The 18,392-nt window shown below is 68.9% G+C and carries 18 protein-coding genes; 8 read left to right on the forward strand and 10 right to left on the reverse strand.

Annotated elements, in window-relative coordinates; genetic code table 11:
• Positions 1 to 26 precede the first annotated feature (26 nt).
• Positions 27 to 605, reverse strand: coding sequence for a sigma-70 family RNA polymerase sigma factor (locus LOK44_RS16445; RefSeq protein ID WP_237571143.1), 579 nt, complete (start codon positions 603 to 605; stop codon positions 27 to 29).
• A gap of 185 nt (positions 606 to 790) precedes the next feature.
• On the opposite strand from LOK44_RS16445, the gene LOK44_RS16450 reads away from it, so the two are divergent.
• Positions 791 to 1,687, forward strand: a complete 897-nt coding sequence (locus tag LOK44_RS16450; protein ID WP_237571145.1) for a LysR family transcriptional regulator — start codon at positions 791 to 793, stop codon at positions 1,685 to 1,687.
• Here LOK44_RS16450 and LOK44_RS29985 read toward each other — a convergent pair.
• The 5 genes from LOK44_RS29985 to LOK44_RS16475 form a co-directional block, all read right to left on the reverse strand.
• Positions 1,684 to 2,796: a GGDEF domain-containing protein gene (locus LOK44_RS29985; protein WP_237571147.1), complete on the reverse strand. Its 1,113-nt coding sequence runs from the start codon at positions 2,794 to 2,796 to the stop codon at positions 1,684 to 1,686. The two genes, LOK44_RS16450 and LOK44_RS29985, sit on opposite strands and share 4 nt — an antisense overlap.
• A gap of 112 nt (positions 2,797 to 2,908) precedes the next feature.
• Positions 2,909 to 3,667 carry a class I SAM-dependent methyltransferase gene (locus LOK44_RS16460; RefSeq protein WP_237571149.1) on the reverse strand — a complete coding sequence of 253 codons (759 nt, stop codon included), beginning with the start codon at positions 3,665 to 3,667 and terminating at the stop codon, positions 2,909 to 2,911.
• A complete protein-coding gene (locus LOK44_RS16465; protein ID WP_237571151.1) occupies positions 3,660 to 4,646 on the reverse strand; it encodes a methylenetetrahydrofolate reductase C-terminal domain-containing protein in 987 nt (328 codons plus the stop codon). Before LOK44_RS16465 ends, LOK44_RS16460 begins: the two co-directional genes overlap by 8 nt.
• The gene (locus tag LOK44_RS16470; RefSeq protein ID WP_237571153.1) at positions 4,634 to 5,503 is read right to left on the reverse strand and encodes an SDR family NAD(P)-dependent oxidoreductase; all 870 of its coding nucleotides are present in this window, start codon (positions 5,501 to 5,503) and stop codon (positions 4,634 to 4,636) included. Before LOK44_RS16470 ends, LOK44_RS16465 begins: the two co-directional genes overlap by 13 nt.
• Positions 5,500 to 6,054, reverse strand: a complete 555-nt coding sequence (locus LOK44_RS16475) for a hypothetical protein (protein WP_237571155.1) — start codon at positions 6,052 to 6,054, stop codon at positions 5,500 to 5,502. The genes LOK44_RS16470 and LOK44_RS16475 overlap by 4 nt, the downstream gene beginning before the upstream one ends.
• Before the next feature lie 137 nt (positions 6,055 to 6,191).
• On the opposite strand from LOK44_RS16475, the gene LOK44_RS16480 reads away from it, so the two are divergent.
• From LOK44_RS16480 to LOK44_RS16490, 3 genes are all read left to right on the forward strand, one after another.
• Positions 6,192 to 7,340, forward strand: coding sequence for a zinc-dependent alcohol dehydrogenase (locus LOK44_RS16480; RefSeq protein WP_237571157.1), 1,149 nt, complete (start codon positions 6,192 to 6,194; stop codon positions 7,338 to 7,340).
• A 12-nt stretch (positions 7,341 to 7,352) separates the two neighbouring features.
• The gene (locus LOK44_RS16485; protein WP_237571158.1) at positions 7,353 to 7,838 is read left to right on the forward strand and encodes a hypothetical protein; all 486 of its coding nucleotides are present in this window, start codon (positions 7,353 to 7,355) and stop codon (positions 7,836 to 7,838) included.
• A 203-nt stretch (positions 7,839 to 8,041) separates the two neighbouring features.
• The gene (locus LOK44_RS16490; protein ID WP_237571160.1) at positions 8,042 to 9,193 is read left to right on the forward strand and encodes an alpha/beta hydrolase; all 1,152 of its coding nucleotides are present in this window, start codon (positions 8,042 to 8,044) and stop codon (positions 9,191 to 9,193) included.
• Between the two features lie 12 nt (positions 9,194 to 9,205).
• Here the strand turns inward: LOK44_RS16490 and LOK44_RS16495 are convergent, their stop codons facing one another.
• A complete protein-coding gene (locus LOK44_RS16495) occupies positions 9,206 to 9,658 on the reverse strand; it encodes a Rieske (2Fe-2S) protein (RefSeq protein ID WP_237571161.1) in 453 nt (150 codons plus the stop codon).
• Positions 9,659 to 9,856: 198 nt separating this feature from the next.
• Here LOK44_RS16495 and LOK44_RS29990 point away from each other — a divergent pair, with 198 nt between their 5' ends.
• From LOK44_RS29990 to LOK44_RS16515, 4 genes are read left to right on the forward strand one after another with little or no spacing between them, the layout of a single operon-like run.
• Positions 9,857 to 10,840, forward strand: coding sequence for an NAD-dependent epimerase/dehydratase family protein (locus LOK44_RS29990; protein WP_237571162.1), 984 nt, complete (start codon positions 9,857 to 9,859; stop codon positions 10,838 to 10,840).
• A complete protein-coding gene (locus tag LOK44_RS16505; RefSeq protein ID WP_237571163.1) occupies positions 10,840 to 11,985 on the forward strand; it encodes a flavin-containing monooxygenase in 1,146 nt (381 codons plus the stop codon). The genes LOK44_RS29990 and LOK44_RS16505 overlap by 1 nt, the downstream gene beginning before the upstream one ends.
• Positions 11,986 to 12,033: 48 nt before the next feature.
• Positions 12,034 to 12,525, forward strand: a complete 492-nt coding sequence (locus LOK44_RS16510; RefSeq protein ID WP_237571164.1) for a MarR family winged helix-turn-helix transcriptional regulator — start codon at positions 12,034 to 12,036, stop codon at positions 12,523 to 12,525.
• 26 nt (positions 12,526 to 12,551) lie between these two features.
• Positions 12,552 to 12,983 (forward strand): DUF5313 domain-containing protein, encoded by a 432-nt coding sequence (locus LOK44_RS16515; protein ID WP_237571165.1) that lies wholly within the window; start codon positions 12,552 to 12,554, stop codon positions 12,981 to 12,983.
• Between the two features lie 7 nt (positions 12,984 to 12,990).
• Here the strand turns inward: LOK44_RS16515 and LOK44_RS16520 are convergent, their stop codons facing one another.
• The 3 genes from LOK44_RS16520 to LOK44_RS16530 form a co-directional block, all read right to left on the reverse strand.
• Complete coding sequence (locus tag LOK44_RS16520; protein WP_237571166.1) at positions 12,991 to 15,183, reverse strand: MMPL family transporter; 2,193 nt, start codon at positions 15,181 to 15,183, stop codon at positions 12,991 to 12,993.
• Positions 15,184 to 15,272: 89 nt separating this feature from the next.
• On the reverse strand, positions 15,273 to 16,862 hold the full coding sequence (locus tag LOK44_RS16525; protein WP_237571167.1) for an acyl-CoA carboxylase subunit beta: 1,590 nt from the start codon (positions 16,860 to 16,862) through the stop codon (positions 15,273 to 15,275).
• A partial coding sequence (locus LOK44_RS16530) for an HNH endonuclease signature motif containing protein (protein WP_237571168.1) occupies positions 16,855 to 18,392 on the reverse strand: 1,538 nt, incomplete at its 5' end. The genes LOK44_RS16530 and LOK44_RS16525, both read right to left, overlap by 8 nt.

The raw sequence follows: 18,392 nt of genomic DNA on the forward strand, positions 1-18,392 counted from the left end.
CGTTCGGGGTTCCACGCGGGGCTTGGTCATGCCGCGGTGGCGGAGTCTTGCGCGGCGTTGGGTGTCGGGGCGAGGTCGCTCAGGGCCAAGCGCAATTGCTTGCGCGCCCGGTGGACTCGCGACATCACGGTTCCGAGGGGGATGCCCTCGATCTCCGCGATCTCCTTGTAGGCGTACTGGCCGACGTCGGCGTAGTAGACGGCCCGCGACAACGTGCCGGGCAGTGCGGCGAACGCCTGACGCAGCCGCCCGCCGGGCAATCCCTGCAGCGCTTCGACTTCGGCCGACGGGCGAGCGGAGGACCGGTCCCGAGCCAACTGCGCATCGCTGAAGGTGTCGGTCAGCAGTTCCTTCGGTCGCCGTTCGGTCCGGCGGTGGCCGCTGATCCAGGTGTTGACCATGATGCGGAACAGCCAGGCCCGCAGGTTGGTGCCCGGGTCGAACGACCCGAACCCGGTCCACGCCTTGGCGAGCGTCTCCTGGACGAGGTCCTCCGCGTCGTGGGCGTTGCCGGTGTAGCGGCGTGCGACGCGTTGGAGTTCGGCACGTATCGGACTGACCACGCGTTCGAATTCGGCTGTCTGGCTGAGGGGCGACGGTGTCACCACTTCATGACAGCAGCGCAGTGCCATCGCGTCCAACGATCGTTTTCGATGATCGTCATCGTCAGTGCAGATGACCGAGACGCCCGGGCGAATCCACGACGCGGCGCCGGCGTTGTAGTCAGATGCATCGCACACGTCGATCAGGGTCCAGGGAGGTCATCACGACGGCTGATAACTTCGTCGGGGTGGAGCTGCGTCAACTCGAGTACTTCATGGCCGTCGCCGACGACATGAGCTTCACTCGGGCCGCGCAACGCGTCCACGTCGTCCAATCGGCCCTATCGACGTCGATCAAGAAGCTGGAAGAGGAGTTGGAAGTCCAGCTGTTCGACCGCTCCCGCCAGCAGATCCGATTGACCCCGGCCGGCGAGGAACTCCGCAGGCACGCGCGCCAACTGCTACGCAGTGCCCGACTGGCGAAGGACGCGCTTCACGACTACCGCGGCCATCTCACCGGCACCGTGGACTTCGGCTCCCTGGTGACGTTCGGGGCGCTGGACGTACCCAAGGTCCTCGGCGACTTCCACTCCGCGCACCCACATGTGCGAATCAGGTTGCGGCTCAGTCAGACCGGATCGTCGTCCTACATGACCTCCATTGCCGACGGCGCATTGGACCTCGCGCTCGTGTCGGCACCCAACCGGTTCCCGGCGGGTATCGACCTACACCTACTCGCCCAGGAGCAGATGGTGTTCACCTGTCGCGCCGATCACCGGCTCGCGGCCCGGAAGCGGGTCGACATCACGGAGTTGGCGGACGAGAACCTGGTCGGCTTCCCCGAGGGTTTCGGCATCAGGAGGTTGGTCGACGACGCATTCGCCGCGGCAGCGCTGACCCCTCGCACCCTCTACGAGGTGCCCGCCGACTTCACCGTCCCCGCGGCGCTGATCCGCAACGCCCTTGGCACGGCGTTCATGCCGGTGAGCGAACTCGCCCGATTCGACGATCTGGTCGGCATCCCGCTCGCCACGCCCATCGACTGGCAGATCTACCTCGCCCGCCCGGAACGTACGGACATCAGCCCCGCGGCCGCCCGACTGGCCGACATGTTGGTGGCCGCCGCCGAAGCACCAGACCTCTAGACCGAGGGATTCTCGGGAGGTTCCAGCACCGTCAACCGCGGCGCCAACACGCACCGAATCTGATTGCCGCCCGCGCGGCGGGCGTCGAACATCGCCGTCGTCGCGATGGTAAGCAGCTCCTCGAGCACGTCGGCCTCGGGATATCCGGCCAGCGGGAGCAACGGCGTGCTGACGACGCCGAGGCTGGCGGTCAGTCGCAACGGTGCAGTCGCGATGGCGCCGCGGATCCGCTCGACCAACGGCGTCGGGTCGAGATCGGTGAACAGGTCGCCGACCAGGAACTCGGCGTCGCTGACGTGGGCGAGCACCGCCTCCCGCCGCACGGTCTCGCGCAGTGCCTGAGCGACGACGACCCTGGCCTCCTCGCCGCCCGCCGCTCCGCGCAGCCCGGTGACGAGGGAGAAGCTGTCGAGGTTGACGACGGCGATGACCAGGTAGCGGTCGTCCTCCCTGCTGCGGGCGCTCAGCGAGGTGGCGATCCGGTCGTCGAACCCGCGGCGGTCCAGCAGGCCGGTCAGCGGCTCCACCTCGCCGTGCAGGACGTCGGAGTCGATCACGCGGATCGCCGTCCGGCACGCGAACGCCACGAACCCGCACATCAGCGCCACCGTCAAGGTGCCGCTGATCGCCAGGGCCGGGTCCGCCGAGCCGACCCGAACGGCAAGCACCACCAGCGTGACCAAGGCGACCGCCAGCGTGAACGTCAGCAGCCGCACGGTGTGGAAGAACGCAATCAGCGCGATCAGGATCGCGAAACTCGTCGCTCCGAGCAATCCGGCGGCGGGGCTGGGACCGATGAGACACGCAACGGAGATGCAGACCGTGGCGGCGATGGCGCACGCCACCGACTGGGTCCTGCTGGGCCACCGGCGTCGGGACCACAGAAAGACGATTCCCGCGCCGCCCACGGTGACGAGGATGGCGAGGACGACGTGCAGGGTGTCGCGCGGTCCGCCGGTGCCGACCATGACCAGCAGCGGCATCGTCGCGAGCAGGGCCACCACGGTGACGACCGCGCGCTGGGTGGCGCGTTGCAAACCCCGGGCGGCGAGGAAGGACGTCAGCCAGTAGTAGTGGTCGGATGTCCGGTATTCAGATCGCACGCCCACGTGGGAACCTTTCTGGCGGGCGCAGCTGTCCGCGGTCCGGTCCGTCGCCTAGATCATCAAACTATCGCAAGCGTCCACTCGGGCAAACGTGATCGGAGACTTCTGCCTCGGCTCAACCGTGCCGCAGGCTGACCAGCGCCCCGGAGATCTTGCCCTCGTCGAGCAACCGCCCCATCCGGCCGGACTGCTCTTCGGCCACCTGCCACAGCCGCTGCCCGCCGTAGCGCTGCTCCAACGCGGAGTCGACTTCGTCGAGGCTGTTCTGCCAGGGCTCGGGAATGGCGGGGAGGTCGGCCGTGCTGATCCAGTCCTCGATGCGCAACCCTGCCGCGTCGACGTGGCCCACGAGCGAGCCGGCCGTGGGGAAGTGGTTGCCCTCCGGCTGCTCGTCGTCGGAGATGGATTCGCGGGCCAGGAACACCAGCAGGCCGATGCGCCCGGGCGACCGGACCACCCGGCGCAGTTCGGTGAGCAGGGTCAGGTGGTCGCTCATCGTGCACATGACGCCGAGGGACCACGCCGCATCCACCGATTGGTCGGCGAACGGTAGTGCGGTCGCGCTGCCTTGAACCACCGGATGCCCGAAGAGGGTGCGGGCGGCACGGCAGGCGCCGGCTTCGGGCTCCACCAGCACGGGCGCCGCCGATCGGTGTTCGGCCGCATAGGCACTCGGCCCGCCGACCCCGGCCCCGCAGTCCAGCAGGGTGTCGCCTGCGCGCAGCGCCAACCCCTCCATCAGCCAGTCGAGTGCGGCGGGACTGCCACTGCCCCGGCATCCCGCGGGCACGTAGAAGTCCTCGCCCATGTCGACGGCCACCTCGGCAGTCCACTCCGCAACGGTCCCGAACTCCGCCGACATCGCGTCACCCACCGTGTACCTCCGCTCGAATCCGTCTGCCGACCTCGGCCTTGATCTCGGAGCCGATGCGTCCGCCCGCGGCCGACGCGAGGCCCGAGACGTTGACGCCCTCCACCCCGTCGATCGACAGCAGTGCGCGCGCCTCGGCGCAGGCGGCCTCGATGCCGGCCTCGATTGGGTCGGCGGCACTGAGGATTCCGTCGACGATCGCGTCGTCCAGCGCCAGCCCGGGCAGACCCGCCAACACGGCCGCCGACCTCTCGTCGGTGACCACCGCGACCGCGGCGACGACGGGAATGACGAGCCCGGCCGCACGCGCAGCAGCCATGAACTCGGCCACCATCGCCGGGGATGCAACGTGATTCAGCACCGCAAGGCTCGCGCCTGCCCGCTGCTTCTCGACCAGCCGTGTGGGCCTGCCCGCGACTGGTGGCGCCGTCGGCGTCTCCGGAACCGCGGCCGTCATGCCGACCGACGCCGCCAACGACACCAGGCGGGGGCCGTCGAGGTCGAACGTCTGGGTGACGTCGGGGCGCACGTCGTAGCCCCGCCCGTCACCCGTCACGCACAGCACCGTCGGCACTCCGAGCAGCGAGAGCCCCCGCAGTTCCTGTTCGAGGACGATGCGATTGCGGTCGCGGCACGACAGCGTGATCCACGGTGTGGCACCCGCATCGAGCAGCATGCGGCTCATCAGCGTGGGCGGGAAGTCGGGCCGGTTCTGGTGCTCACCCACCAGCACGGCATCGCACGACGGGCCGAGGATTCCCGCGGTGGCCTCGACGTCCTCGGGGTCGAACGGGACGCAGCTGAAGTCGGTGAGGATCAGTGGTGCCGCCACCGGCGCAAGATCGGGCACGACGCCGGTCCACGTCACGGGTGCAGGGAAAACGCATGGGCCGGGCCGCATCTCGCACTGGCCGTCGGGCCGCACGCCGCCGCACGGCCCGAAGTGCATGCGCTTGGGGCACTGTTCGGTCACCGGGTGCATACGGCCTCGCTGGGCGCGACGGCGTTGCCCGTCATCGGTTCCTGCCGTTCACGACGGAAGCCGCCGAGGCGGAGCAGTGGTCCGACCATGACGTCGAAAGCCCTTGGCAGCGCACGGTATGCGAAGAGCATGGGGCGGTTCACCAGACCGACCTGATGCTCGCTCGAACGGCTGGAGTCGGTCGCGGCGACGATGGCGCGGGCCATCTTGTCGGGCCCGTCCTTCACGGGCAGGACCCTGGCGCGGCGGCCGAAGAAGTTGGCCGAACGTGGGTAGATCGGCGTGTCGACGGCGCCCGGGTAGATGCCGTGCACCGCGATGCCCGGCGTCCGCCTGGTCTCCTGCCTGAGCATGCGCACCATGGCGGTGATCGCGAACTTGCTCATCACGTAGGCGCCCATGTACGGCACCGCGGCGTGTCCGAGCAGTGAGCCGATCACCACCAGCTGCCCCCGGCCGGTGGCACGGAAGTGCCGCATCGCGGCGCGGGACACGTTGGCCGCGCCGTTGACGTTGGTGCGGATGACGGAGTCGAACACCTCCGCAGGCAGGTCGGTGAACTCACCGAAGGCGGCGACGGCACCGTTCTGCACGACGACGTCCACCGACCCGAAGCGCTCGACGGCGGCGCCGAACGCGGCGTCGACCTCATCGGCCGCACCGATGTCGGCCGACTGCACGAGGACGTCGGATGCGCCCTCCGTCGTGCATTCGACCTCGACCGAACGGAGTTCGGCCACGCCGCGCGCCACCAGCGCCAGCCGGCAACCTCTCGCGGCGTACCGCAGCGCGGTGGCCCGCCCGATGCCGCTCGAAGCGCCGGTGATCAGGACCGTCGGCCGCGGCGATGCCGTCACGAGGTGGGCAGCAACCTCTGCACCAGACCCTTCGATACTTCCTCGGGCCGGTATTGCTCGGCCGCGAAGGCTCCGATCGCTACGATTCCGCCGGTCAGGGCAGGCACGGCCCACTGCAGCACCGCGAGCTGCTTCTGCGCGCTGGCAACCTCGGGCGGGGTGGTCGCGTTGGGGGTGGTGCCGTCCTCTGCGGGCACGGCGTGGTGCTCGGAGACCTTCTTGCCGAGCACCCGGCTGTAGGCGGTCACGCCGAGCGCCGCGACGGTGAGCACCGTCTTGGTCACGGCCATGCTCGGCACGCCCTGCTGGACCTTCGCCCGGCCGAGGTCGTGCTTGAGCAGTCCGGCCGCGCCGATGAGGTGAACGCCGATCGCCGCGGCGTTGACGGGGGTCCACTTGTCCCAGCCGGCGTTGGCGACGGCGCCGACGCGCGTCGAGATGCCTGCCTCCGACGAGGCGGGGTTGAGTGCTACGGCGTTGGCCAGCGTGCCGCCGAACCAAGCGGCGATACCGACGTCGTGCATCTGATGAAAGATCGTGGCGCGTGCCATGAGGAACTCCTGAGGTGGGGTGGCTGTGTCGTATCCGTGCTGTTGTGACCGTGGTACCCAACGTCGCTGGCGCAAAACCGTTTCACCGGGCCGCGCTCGGGTAGCAGTCGGGAGCCACCAAACCGAGGAGTGAGCTGATGCGCGCAATGGTCTACCGGGGCCCGTACAAGATTCGTGTCGAAGAGAAGGACATGCCTCCGATCGAGCATCCAGGAGATGCGATCGTGCGCGTGACGATGGCGGCGATCTGCGGATCGGACCTGCACCTCTACCACGGGATGATGCCCGACACCCGGGTCGGCATGACGTTCGGCCACGAGTTCATCGGCGTCGTCGAGGAAGTCGGGTCGTCGGTGGAGAACCTGAAACCCGGTGACCGGGTCATGGTGCCCTTCAACGTCTACTGCGGATCCTGCTACTTCTGCGCGCGGGGGCTGTACTCCAACTGCCACAACGTGAATCCCAACGCCACCGCCGTCGGCGGGATCTACGGCTACTCGCACACCTGTGGCGGTTACGACGGCGGACAGGCCGAGTTCGTCCGGGTGCCGTTCGCCGACGTGGGCCCCGCGATCATCCCGGAGTGGATGGACGACGAGGACGCCCTGCTGTGCACCGACGCACTCGCCACCGGCTACTTCGGCGCGCAACTCGCCGACATCGTCGAGGGTGACACCGTCGCGGTGTTCGGCGCCGGTCCCGTGGGCCTGTACGCCGCCAAGTCGGCCTGGCTCATGGGCGCAGGCCGGGTCATCGTGATCGACTATCTGGAGAACCGGTTGGAGAAGGCGCGGACGTTCGCCCACGCCGAGACCCGCAACTTCGCCGAGTACGACGACATCGTCGTCGAAATGAAGAAGGCGACAGGGCATCTCGGTGCTGACTCGGTCATCGACTGCGTGGGCGCCGAGGCCGACGGCAACTTCCTCCAGCACGTCACCGCGGCGAAGTTCAAGCTGCAGGGCGGTTCACCGATCGCCCTGAACTGGGCCATCGACTCGGTGCGCAAGGGCGGCACGGTCTCGGTGATGGGCGCCTACGGACCGATGTTCAGCGCGGTCAAGTTCGGTGACGCGATGAACAAGGGGCTGACCCTGCGGATGAACCAGTGCCCCGTGAAACGGCAGTGGCCGCGGCTGTTCTCCCACATCCAGAACGGCTACCTCAAGCCCAATGACATCGTGACGCACCGAATCCCGTTGGAGCACGTCGCCGAGGGGTACCACATCTTCTCGGCCAAGCTCGACGACTGCATCAAGCCGATCATCCTCCCCAACGCCAGCTGACAGGAGCGCGTCATGGTGTACACGAAAGACCATCCCCCTATCCCGGACAGCGACGAGTTGCGGGCCCGCATCCCCGGGTGGGGCGCCGACCTCGACCCGAAGGACCGTCCGGCGTTCCCGAAATTCGACACCTCGCCGACGGGTGCGCACTGGGACTTCCCCGAGCGGCAGGTGGAGAAGTGGCCACGGGAGCGCTCCATCGAGCACGCGTTCCTGACGCCGGTGTTCGGCACGTCGAGCCCGCCGCGCGGGCTGTCCGGCGTGATCCGCAAGTACGCCTACCGCCGCTTCAGCGAGGGCCGCGCCGCGCATTGGCTACTGCTGATCGGCGCCGATCGGGTTGACGCCATCGAGAGCCACCTGGCGTCGTTCGCCACGCTGCGGCCGGACAACCCGATCACCGAGACCGGGATCAAGAGCGAACTCACCCACAGGCCGTGGGTGCTCGCAGGCGCGCTGCTGGTGAAGGCGGGGCGCCGGGCGACCCGGCGGCGGTGAGCCGGCGACCGTCGCGGGTTTCGTCCGGCAAACGCCTGGGTATCTCTGCACGACGCTGCAGAAGGTCGGCGGATTGGCTCTTCGAGAGGTAACCCGATGATCGACTTCATCTGCCCGACCTGTGGCACGTTCGCATTCGACGGTCCGACCTGCAATTCCTGTGACGGTCGCACCGACGACGCCCTGCCCATCGCGAGCTGATCATGGTGCTCGACGCCGCACGCCGGCTGATCGAACTGCGTCCGACGGACCTGGTTCTTGCGTCCACGCGGATGTATTCGTCGCTTCCAGTGGTGGGCAAACACCTGGAGCCCTTCGCAGGTCTCACGGCGATGGCGATGTATGGCGGGCACTATGCGCCCGCCGCCATCCGGGCGGCGTACGGCAGGCATAGCGGTGTCAGCGCGGTGGTCGCAGGGGCTGCCGAAACCATGACGCCCGACGCTGCCGCGGAACTCGCGGTCAAGGCCGGTGGCAATCGCATGCCGCCCTTCGTGCGGGCCCGTGCGCAGCGCAAGCGCTGCCTCTACCGCAGCTCGATCCAGTACGGCGACCACCCGTCGCAACTCCTCGACGTCTGGCGCAAGCCAAACCTGCCGCCCAACGCGCCCGTGCTGCTGTTCGTCCCCGGCGGCGCCTGGGTGCAGGGCACGCGCGTTCTGCAGGGGCACACGCTGCTGTCGCACCTGGTGAAGCAGGGCTGGGTGTGTCTGACCATGGACTACCGCGTCTCGCCGGTGAACCGCTGGCCGCGCCACATCGGCGACGTAAACGCCGCGATCGCATGGGCCAGGGCACACGCGCACGAATACGGCGGTGACTCGGACTTCGTCGCCATCGCCGGTTGCTCGGCCGGTGGCCACCTCGCTGCACTCGCGGGCCTCACGCCCGGTGACCCGGCGTTCCGCGGCGAACTGTCCGCCGATGCCGACACGACGGTCGACGCGGTCGTCGGAATCTACGGTCGCTACGACTGGGAGGACCGCTCCACCTCGACGCGCAGGAGCTTCCAGAGCTTCCTCGAACGCGTCGTCGTCGGACGGCGGCAGTCCCGCCATCCCGAGATCTTCCGGGCCGCTTCGCCGATGGCACGCATCCACGCGGACGCGCCACCGTTCTTCCTCATCCACGGCGAGCACGACGCGATCATCCCGGTCGACGAGGCACGCCAGTTCCACGCCGCGCTGCAAGCGGTTTCACGCAACCCGGTCGCCTACTCCGAGGTGCCCCGCGCCGGACACGCGTTCGATCTCGTCGACTCGTCGCACGCGCGGCGCTGTGCCGTCGAGGTCGGGCTCTTCCTCAACGGAGTCCGGGACGCCCACGTGGGGCGCCGGACCGCCGCTGCCGTCTAGCGGATTCGCCGTCTAGACGAGCCAGATGGCGCCGTTGCGCACCTCGACGTCGAAGGTGCGCAGCTTCGCCACGTTGCCGAAGAGCTTGATCATCGAGGAGTAGGGCTTGAACCCGAAGATGCGCCCCTTGGGCCCGTTCTTCATCGCTCCGCTCGTCACGTCGTAATCGGCTCGGTGCCAGGGGCATTGGAGGCAACCGTCGTCGGTCACGCGGCCGCGGCCGAGCTTTGCGAACTGGTGGCGGCACAGGTTGCTCGTCGCGAACGGCGTGCCGTCGGGCGTCATCCCGACCGCGAGCACGCCGTGGTCTTGGGTGTCCACCTCGATCACCCGCCGTTCGTCGAGTCGGTCGACGTCCACCAGGCGGCGACCCTGGGCGGTGACGGGATGGTCGTGGGTGACCGGCGGGATCAGGCTGTGGGTGTCGACACCGCGTTCGTGCGGCTCGTTGCGAAGATTGGGCATGGCTCGGAACTACCCCTGGCCATCGCGCCAAAACCAGGCCAGGGGTTTGAAGCGTCGCGGGCAGGCAACTCGTCGCTCGAGGTCTTCTAGTGGGAAGTGTGAACATGCGCATCGTCATCACCGGGGCATCCGGCAACGTCGGGACGGCGTTGCTGCGCCGACTCATCGAGTCGGGGAACCGATCACGAACTCGTCGGCGTGGTGCGGCGCCCGCCCGAGCAGACCGGCGTATACGCGAAGGTCCGCTGGCACGAGCTGGATCTCGCGGAGCCAAGTGCGACAGCGCAATTGCGGACGATCTTCGACGGCGCGGACGCTGTCGTCCACCTCGCATGGGGCTTCCAGCCCACTCGCAACGTCGACTACCTGTCCCGCGTCGGCGTTGGCGGAACCTCCGCGGTGCTGGAGGCCGCACATGCCGCGTCCGTCGGCCACCTGCTGCACATGTCGTCGGTCGGCGCGTACGCGAAGGGTCGCTACGGTCAGCGGGTGGACGAGTCGTGGCCCACGACGGGCATCTCCACGTCGCCCTACAGCAGGCACAAGTCGGCCGCCGAGTCGATCCTCGACGACTATGAGCGCAAGCACCTCGACGCCGGTGTGCCGATCACCAGGATGCGGCCCGGGTTCATCGTGCAGCGCGCCGCGGCGAGCGGACTGATGCGGTACGCGTTGCCCGGCTACGTGCCGATGATGGCGGTGCCCCTGCTGCCGCTGCTGCCACTCGACCGGCGGCTGTGCATCCCACTGATCCACGCCGACGACGTCGCGGACGCCTTCGTCAGCGCCATCGAGCGTCGTGCGGCCGGCCCGTTCAACCTGGCGGGGGAGCCGCCCCTGACGCGTGAGCACGTCGCCGAGGTGCTGGGCGCCAAGTCACTGCACGTGCCGTCCGGGGTGCTGGGGGCGCTGGTCGACGTCAGCTGGCGCGCCCGTCTGCAGCCCATCGACCGCGGCTGGCTCGACCTGGCCTTCAGCGTGCCGTTGCTCGACACCACCCGTGCCCGAGACGAATTGGGCTGGGAGCCGAAGTGGTCGTCGGTCGAGGCGCTCAACGACGTCATTCACGGCGTCGCGCAGCAGGCGCACACCGACAGCCCGCCGCTGCGCCGTCGATCGCTGCTCGAACAGCTGCAGCGCGACCTCACCAAGGGTCTGCTGACCACCAGGCACCTGCCGTAGTGTCCCGACGAGGTCACGCACCGGTCGTCGTCATCGGCGCCGGCCCGTGCGGGCTCGCGATCGCTCGCCAACTGCTGCACGAGCAGGACGTCGAGGCCTCGATCCTGGACCGGGCCTCTGCGCCGGCGTCGACGTGGCGGGCCCGCTACGACGGGTTCCGGTTGAACACCTGCGGGTTCTGGTCGCATCTTCCCGGGCAACGCATCCCGCTGTCCCGCGGCCGCTGGCCGACGCGCGACGACATGGTCGCCTACTTCGACGACTACGCCCGCCGGCAGGGACTGCAACCCGAGTTCGGCGTCACGGTGAGCCGGGTGGATCGCAGCGACGGTCTCTGGGAGCTGACCACCGGTGGCGAAACCCGCACTGCCGCAGCGGTTATCGTCGCCACTGGCAACTATCACACACCCGACCTGCCCGCCTGGCCGGGCATGGAGGGCTTCACCGGTGACGTCATTCACTCCGCCGATTACCGGAATGCGAAACGCTTTTCGGGCCTCGACGTCCTCGTGGTCGGATCGGGCAACTCGGCCGCCGACATCGCGCTGCAGCTCTGCGACGGCGTCGCAGCAAGCGTCACGATGGCCGTGCGGGCGACGCCGCACTTCGTCCCCCGGGCCGCGGCAGGGATCCCGGTCGATGCGTTCAGCCCCGCGTTCAGTCGGCTGCCGGTTCCGGTGCTCGACCGTGCGGCGGCCGTGATGCAGCGGGCGTGGTTCGGCGATCTGAGTGACCGCGGTCTGCCGACACCCACGGACGGCATCTACACCGCGCTGCTCTCCGACGGCCGGATCCCGACCATCGGCGATCAGCTGGTGCCGCGGATCAAGGACGGTCGTGTCCGGGTCGTCGGGGCCGTGGAGTCGTTCGACGCGAACCGGGTGCTGTTGGCCGAGGGCACGTCGGTCGCGCCGGACGTGGTGATCGCGGCCACCGGCTACCGTCGCGGGCTCGAGCCGATGGTCGGCCACCTCGGCGTGCTCGACGCCGATGGCGGGCCGGTGTCCAACGGATTACCAAGCGCCGCACCGGGACTGTGGTTCGCCGGTTACGACGAGCCGCTGATCGGACCGCTGAAGTCCTTTCGGCTGGAAGCGTCGCCACTGGCGGCCGACGTGGCCCGGTACGTCGCCGCGGCGGTGTGACCGTTCAGACATGGTTAGGGCCCTAACCATTAGCGTACGATCGAAGGCGTGTCCACCACTACGACGGTCGAAGCCGACGCTCTCGCGCTCGAGCAGCAGGTGTGCTTCGCGCTCGCGGTCACCAACCGCGCAGTGCTGTCGATTTACCGCCCACTGCTCGAACCGCTCGGGCTGACCCACCCGCAGTATCTGGTGATGCTCGCGCTGTGGGACCACCGCAAGGCATCGTCGGACGGCGCTGATCCGATGTCGGTCAAGCAGATCGCGACGGCGTTGCAGCTGGATTCGGCCACGCTGTCACCGATGCTCAAGCGCCTCGAAGCGCTGGGTTTCATCACCCGGACCCGTAGCGCGTCCGACGAGCGGACCACGCGCGTGGAGCTGACCGAAGCCGGCGTGGAGTTGCGCGAGCGGGCCCTGGAGATTCCGCCCGCCGTGGTGGAGCGACTCGGCGTCGATCTGTCCGAACTGCACGAGCTGCGCCGTGCGCTCACCCGCGTCAACTCAGCCGCGCTCGCGGCGGGTGCGCTGAACCGCTGACCACCACCCGACCCTCAGGAGTGAACATGACCGCCGACAAGGCGTCCGCCGACAAGCCCAACCTCTGGCAGTACCTGACGTACTGCTACGGCCGTCGACTGCCGACCTCGATGAACCGTTGGGTCGCCGAGGATCTCGCAGGCGACGGTGCCGTACGCAGGCACGTCATCCGCATGGCGATACCGCCGCTGCTGGTACTCGGTCCGCTGTGGCTGATTCCCGCCTCGTTCTACGTGCACCTGGAGATGACGGCACCGATCTACATCTGGGCCGTGATCATGGCCGTCGCGCTGAACAAGGTGTGGCGGCGCCACCGCCTCGCGACGCACGGCATGGACCCCAACCTGGTCGACGTGATCAAGCGCAAGCGCGATGCCCACATCCACGAGGACTACGCCCGCCGCTTCGGACCCCGTCCCGAAGAGGCCAAGTGGCAGCAGAACAGCAGCCCGTTCTAGATCCTGGTCAACCGACCGGGGCGGGCTCCTCGCGCCGCTCCAGCTTGTTGCCCTCGATGTCGACGTCGGGCACGTACTTGGCGAACCAGCGGGAGTGGACCCACGCCTTGCTGCCGAGCATGGCCAGCACGGCCGGGATCAACGTCAGGCGCACGACGAAGGCGTCGAGGAACACACCGACCGCCAGCGTCAGACCGACCGACTTGATGATCGGGTCGCTGCCTGCGAGGAACGCGATGAAGACGCCGAACATGATCAGCGCCGCCGCGGTCACGACGCGGGCGGTGAGCCCGACGCCGTCGCGCACGGCCTGCTTGGCGTCGTTGGTGTCGCTGCTGTACTCCTCCTTGATGCGGGACACCACGAACACCTGGTAGTCGCTCGACAGGCCGAAGATGATGGCGAGCACGATGATCGGCAGGAAGCTGATCGTCTCGCCCGGCGTGATGCCGAGAAGATCTGCGGCCCATCCCCATTGGAAGACGGCGACCTGTACGCCCATCGCGGCGAAGACCGACAGCAGGAAGCCGACGATCGACGTGATCGGCACGACGGCCGTGCGGAACGCGATCGTCAGCAGGACGAACGCCAGCCCGACCACCACGACCAGGAAGATCGGCAGGGCTGCGGCCAATTTGTCGGAGGTGTCGATGTTCGACGCGGTGGTGCCGCCGACCAGGATCGTGGCGCCGGTGTCGGCCACGATGGCGTCGCGGTCGGCGCGAATCCGCTTGACCAGGTCCGCCGTGGCGGTGTCGTTGGGTCCGGTCGACGGGATCACCTGGATGATGGCGGCGCCGTTTTGCACCATTGCCGGTGCCGAGACGACGACGCCCTCCTCACGCTTGAGGTTGTTGGCGATCGTCTGCACGGCAGCGGGATTGGGTGCGTTGGAGAGGTCGGCGACGACGAGCAGCGGGCCGTTGAATCCTGCGCCGAGGCTGTCGGCGGTCAGGTCGTAGGCCTTGCGGGAGGTGTTGCTCTCGGGCTGTGAGGCGCCGCTGGGCAGGCCGAGGTGCATGCCGAGGGCCGGCAGACCCGTGACGATCAGGGCCGAGACGCCGGCGATGAGCAGTGGGACGCGGAACCGCACGACGAAGCGCGCCCACGCGGCGCCCGCGGTGCGGCGCGGGGTGTAGGCGGCGACGAGCGCGGCTTCCTTCGGGCGCTGCGGCTGCAGGGGCGCCTTGATGAACTTCGACACCCGGTTGCCCGCGAAGCTGAGCAGCGCGGGGAGCAGGGTGAGGGCGATCAGCAGGGCGACCAGGACCGAGACCGCTGCGGCGATGCCCATGTAGGTGAGGAACGGGATCCCCACGACCGCTAGACCGCACAGCGCGATGATGACGGTGAGCGCGGCGAAGACGACGGCGCTGCCCGCAGTGCCGACGGCGAGGCCGATCGACTCCTCGCGGGGTTTGAGCAGCAGCAGGTTGTTTCGGTAGCGGTTGAGGATGAACAGCGCGTAGTCGATGCCGCAGGACAGGCCGAGCATCAGTGCGAGTGACAGTGCGGCCGATGGCATGTCGACGAATGCGGCAGCGGCGAAGATGCCCAGCGCGCCGATGCCAACGCCGATACTGGCGGTCAGGATGGGCAGCCCGGCGGCGACGACCGCGCCGAACGTGACGAGCAGGATCAGGAACGCGACGGCGATGCCGATGATCTCGGGCAGGTGCGGGACGCTGACCTTGTAGCCGGGGAACACGCTCCCGGAGTACTCGACCTGGACGCCCGCGGACTGGGCGGGTGCCATGGCGTCGGTCAGGCCCTTCAGTGCCTGGTCGTTCACCTCGCCGGGCGCGGCCTTCCACTGGACGGTGCCGAGGGCGACGCGGCCGTCGGGGGAGACGAGGCGGGTCTGGCTCGGCCCTGCCGCGGCGGCGACGTCGGGCTGCCTGCCGAGTCCGGCGATGGCGCTGTCGATGGGCCCTGCCAGGGCGGGGTCGGCGAGGGTGCGGCCGGCGGGTGCGGCGAACGTGATCTGGGTCTGGGCGCCGCTGAAGGCGGGAAGCTTCTGCTTGAGCTGCTCGACGGCCTGTTGGGACTCGGTGCCGGGGATGCTGAAGTCGTCGCTGGGCTCGCCGCGCAGACCGATGCCCGCGGCGGCGACGATGCCGAGCAGCGCCAGCCAGCTGACCAGCACCAACCACCGGCGGCGGTAGCCGAAGCGTCCGAGGGCGTAGAGATAGCGCGACATCACGAGTCCTTGAGATGACAGTTTCAGGGCAAGTGTCTACATGCCCACTCGTCATCGATTCATTCGTGTGATGTCCGCCGCAACGGCTCTCACCAGGTGTCGACGAACCTCCGCGGCAGGTCGGGCCGGGGATGGGCCGCGGCGGCGGCCAGTGTGCTCGCGATCACGCCGCGGGTCTCGGCGGGGTCGATGACGTCGTCGATCTCGAACAGCATGGCGGCGTTGATCGCCTTGGCGTTGTCCTGCGCTGCGGCCGTGGCCTGGGCGACGATGCGCTCGCGTTCGGCGTCGTCGGCGATGGCCTCGAGTTCCTTGCGCATGCCGAGCCGGACGGCGCCTTCCAGACCCATCGGCCCGAGGTGGGCACCCGGCCACGCCACGGTCAGCAGGGGTTCATGCAGGCTGCCACCCGCCATCGCCTGTGCGCCGAGACCGTAGCCGCGGCGCAGCACGACCGCGATCAACGGCACCGTCAGCGACGCACCCGCGACCAGTAGGCGTGAGCCGCGGCGGACCAGGCCCGCGGCTTCGGCGGCGGGACCGACCATGTAGCCCGGGCAGTCGATCAGAGAGATCACCGGCAACCCGAACGCCTCGCACAGTTGCAGGAAGCGCGCGGCCTTGTCGGCGGCGCCCGCGGTGATCGCGCCCGCCATGACGCGGGTGTTGTTGGCGATGACGCCGACCGGTCGGCCCTCGATGCGGGCCAGCGCGGTGACCATCTCGGGGGCGAAGCGCTCGCGGAGGAACGTGACCGTGCCGGTGTCGGCGAGGGTTTCGATGATCGGGTTGACGACGTAGGCGCGGCGGGCGCGTTCCGGTACGAGGGTGCGCAGCGCGGTCTGGTCGGCGGCCGGTCCGGGCGTGGTGGTGCCCTGGAAGTAGCCGATCAGCGTCTTGGTGACGGCCACGGCTGCGGCCTCGTTTGGGACGACGACGTCGACGACCCCGTTGGGGGCCTGCGTCGAGATGGGTCCCACCTCGTCGGGGTGGACGTCGCCGAGGCCGCCGCCCGCGATCATCGCGGGCCCGCCCATGCCGATGGTGGCGTCCTCAGTGGCCACGATCAGGTCCGAGCAGCCGGCGATGACGGCGTTGCCCGCGAAGCACCTGCCCTTGACGATCGCGATCCGCGGCACCAGTCCCGACAGCTTCGCCCACAGTGCGAATGCCCGGACGTCGAGCGAGGATACGACGGGGTGGTCGGTGTCCCCCGGCCGTCCGCCGCCGCCTTCGGCGAAGAAGACCGTGGGGAGGCGAAGCCGCTCGATCAGTTCGAATAGGCGGTCCTTCTTGCGGTGGCCGAGGACGCCTTGGGTGCCTGCCAGGACCGTGTAGTCGTAGGAGAGCACGGCGCAGGAGCTGCGTTCGCTCCCGAACCGGTCGCCGTTGATGCGCGCGGTGCCGGCGATGAGCCCGTCGGCGGGCGTGCGCGCGATGAGGTCGTCGACCTCGCGGCGATTCCGCTGGGCTGCTATCGCGAACCGGCCGTACTCGACGAACGAGCCGGGGTCGACGAGGTCGTCGAGGTTCTCCCGCGCCGTCCGGCCGCCAGCCGCGTGTCTGCGCTCGACCGCCTCGGGCCGGGCCTCGTCTTCGGTTAGTCGTCGGCGGTGCAGCAGATGCCGGTGGTCGTCGCGGAGCGAGTCGTCCGGCTCCTGAGAGTCGTGTTCAGCCATGGTGATCGAACTGTATGCGGCGGAGGTCTTCCTCTTCGTTGAGGCGGCGGTCATCGGCGACGCGTTGGGCGCGGTCTTGGGTGCGGGTGCGTTGGCGGCGGGGCATGGTGAGGGCTGGGTTGTGTTGCGCGCGTGCTCGTTCGGCTTCGTCAGCGGTGATCGTGACTGGTGCGGTGGGCGCGCAGAGGCTGGGGAAGAGCAGCTTGCTGCCTGGCTCGGTGACGTAGGTCCGGCCGTGTGGTGAGGTCCAGACGATGGTGCCGTCGGGGAGTTGTCGGTCCCGCCATCCGTCGGGTCCGCCCCAGAAGGTCTTCAACAAGTGGTGGTGGCGGCATAGGCATTTCAAGTTCGATGCGCAGGTGGGGCCGATGGGCCACGCGATGGTGTGGTCGATGTCGGTCTCGGTGGCTGGTTGCGAGCAGCCGGGGAAGCGGCAGGTGAGGTCTCGACAGCGCACGAACTCGGCCAGTCTCTTGGAGGGTGTGTAGCGCGGTTCCGGTGGGCCGTCGCCGGGGTGGACGACCTTGCAGGTCTTCGCGGTGAGTGCGAAGCGGCGGGCGAGGGCGCCGGGGAGGAACGGGCCGCCGATGATCGCGCCGGGGCGGGTGGCGGGGGAGTCGCGATTGCCATCGGCGGCTGGTGGGTTCGAGGGGCGTGCGTCATCCGCTGCGCTGCCCTGGTCTCGCCCGTCTGACGTCTCGGCTTCGGACTTCACACCCTGAGCGACGTTGGTATTGCCGCTCAGTTCATCCCACGTCGTGATCTCGGCCAGGGGCTTGTCGAATAACGGATCCGGGTCGCCGTCGAGTGCGGCGTCCTGCTCCTTGGCGGCATCGGACGCGTCGTCGAGGGTGTCCTCGTTGACCACCACGTAGACCACCGCATCGCCCTTCGGGGCTGTGGTGGGTCCGGGGCAGTCGTCGCTGCCGCACAGGCACGGCAGGTAGTCCAAGCCGTGAAGAACGGAGTGGATCGAGTCGGCGCGGCGCTGCTCGACCGTCCGCGGATCGCCCGGGCACACCGTCCGAGCCAGGACATTCAACCGCTTCTCGACGGCCTTGCCGTGGGTCGCGAACAGAGTGCCGAACATCGTGGCCATGCCCGAACCGTCGTAGTCGAACTGAATGCTGCGGCCCTTGCCGCTGAGCTTCGTGCGATACACACCGTGCGGGTCGTGTTCGGCGACGATCGCGTCGATGGCGGTGTTCAGCTTCTCCTCCGACAGCGGCGCCCACGCGGTCAACACCTCGGCGAACGCCTTGTCCACGGCTCGCTGCGCGGCCGGGTCGCGCACCAGGGCGGTGCGTGTCGTGATCGCCGACACCACGCGGTAGGACACCAAACCCTCGGCGAACAACGCCGCCACGTGAGGCAGCCGATCGCGCAGTGCGGTGGCGATCAACAGCTGATGCGACGCCGCGCCCTGGGTGATGTTCTGCTCGGCGCCGATCTCCGCGGAGACCGCACCCCAGTTGTCGAGGTACCACTGCTCGCGGTCGGCGGACCCGTCCGCGGCGTAGGCCTGATCCA

This window comes from Mycolicibacterium lacusdiani, assembly GCF_021916785.1.
Classification (GTDB): domain Bacteria; phylum Actinomycetota; class Actinomycetes; order Mycobacteriales; family Mycobacteriaceae; genus Mycobacterium; species Mycobacterium lacusdiani.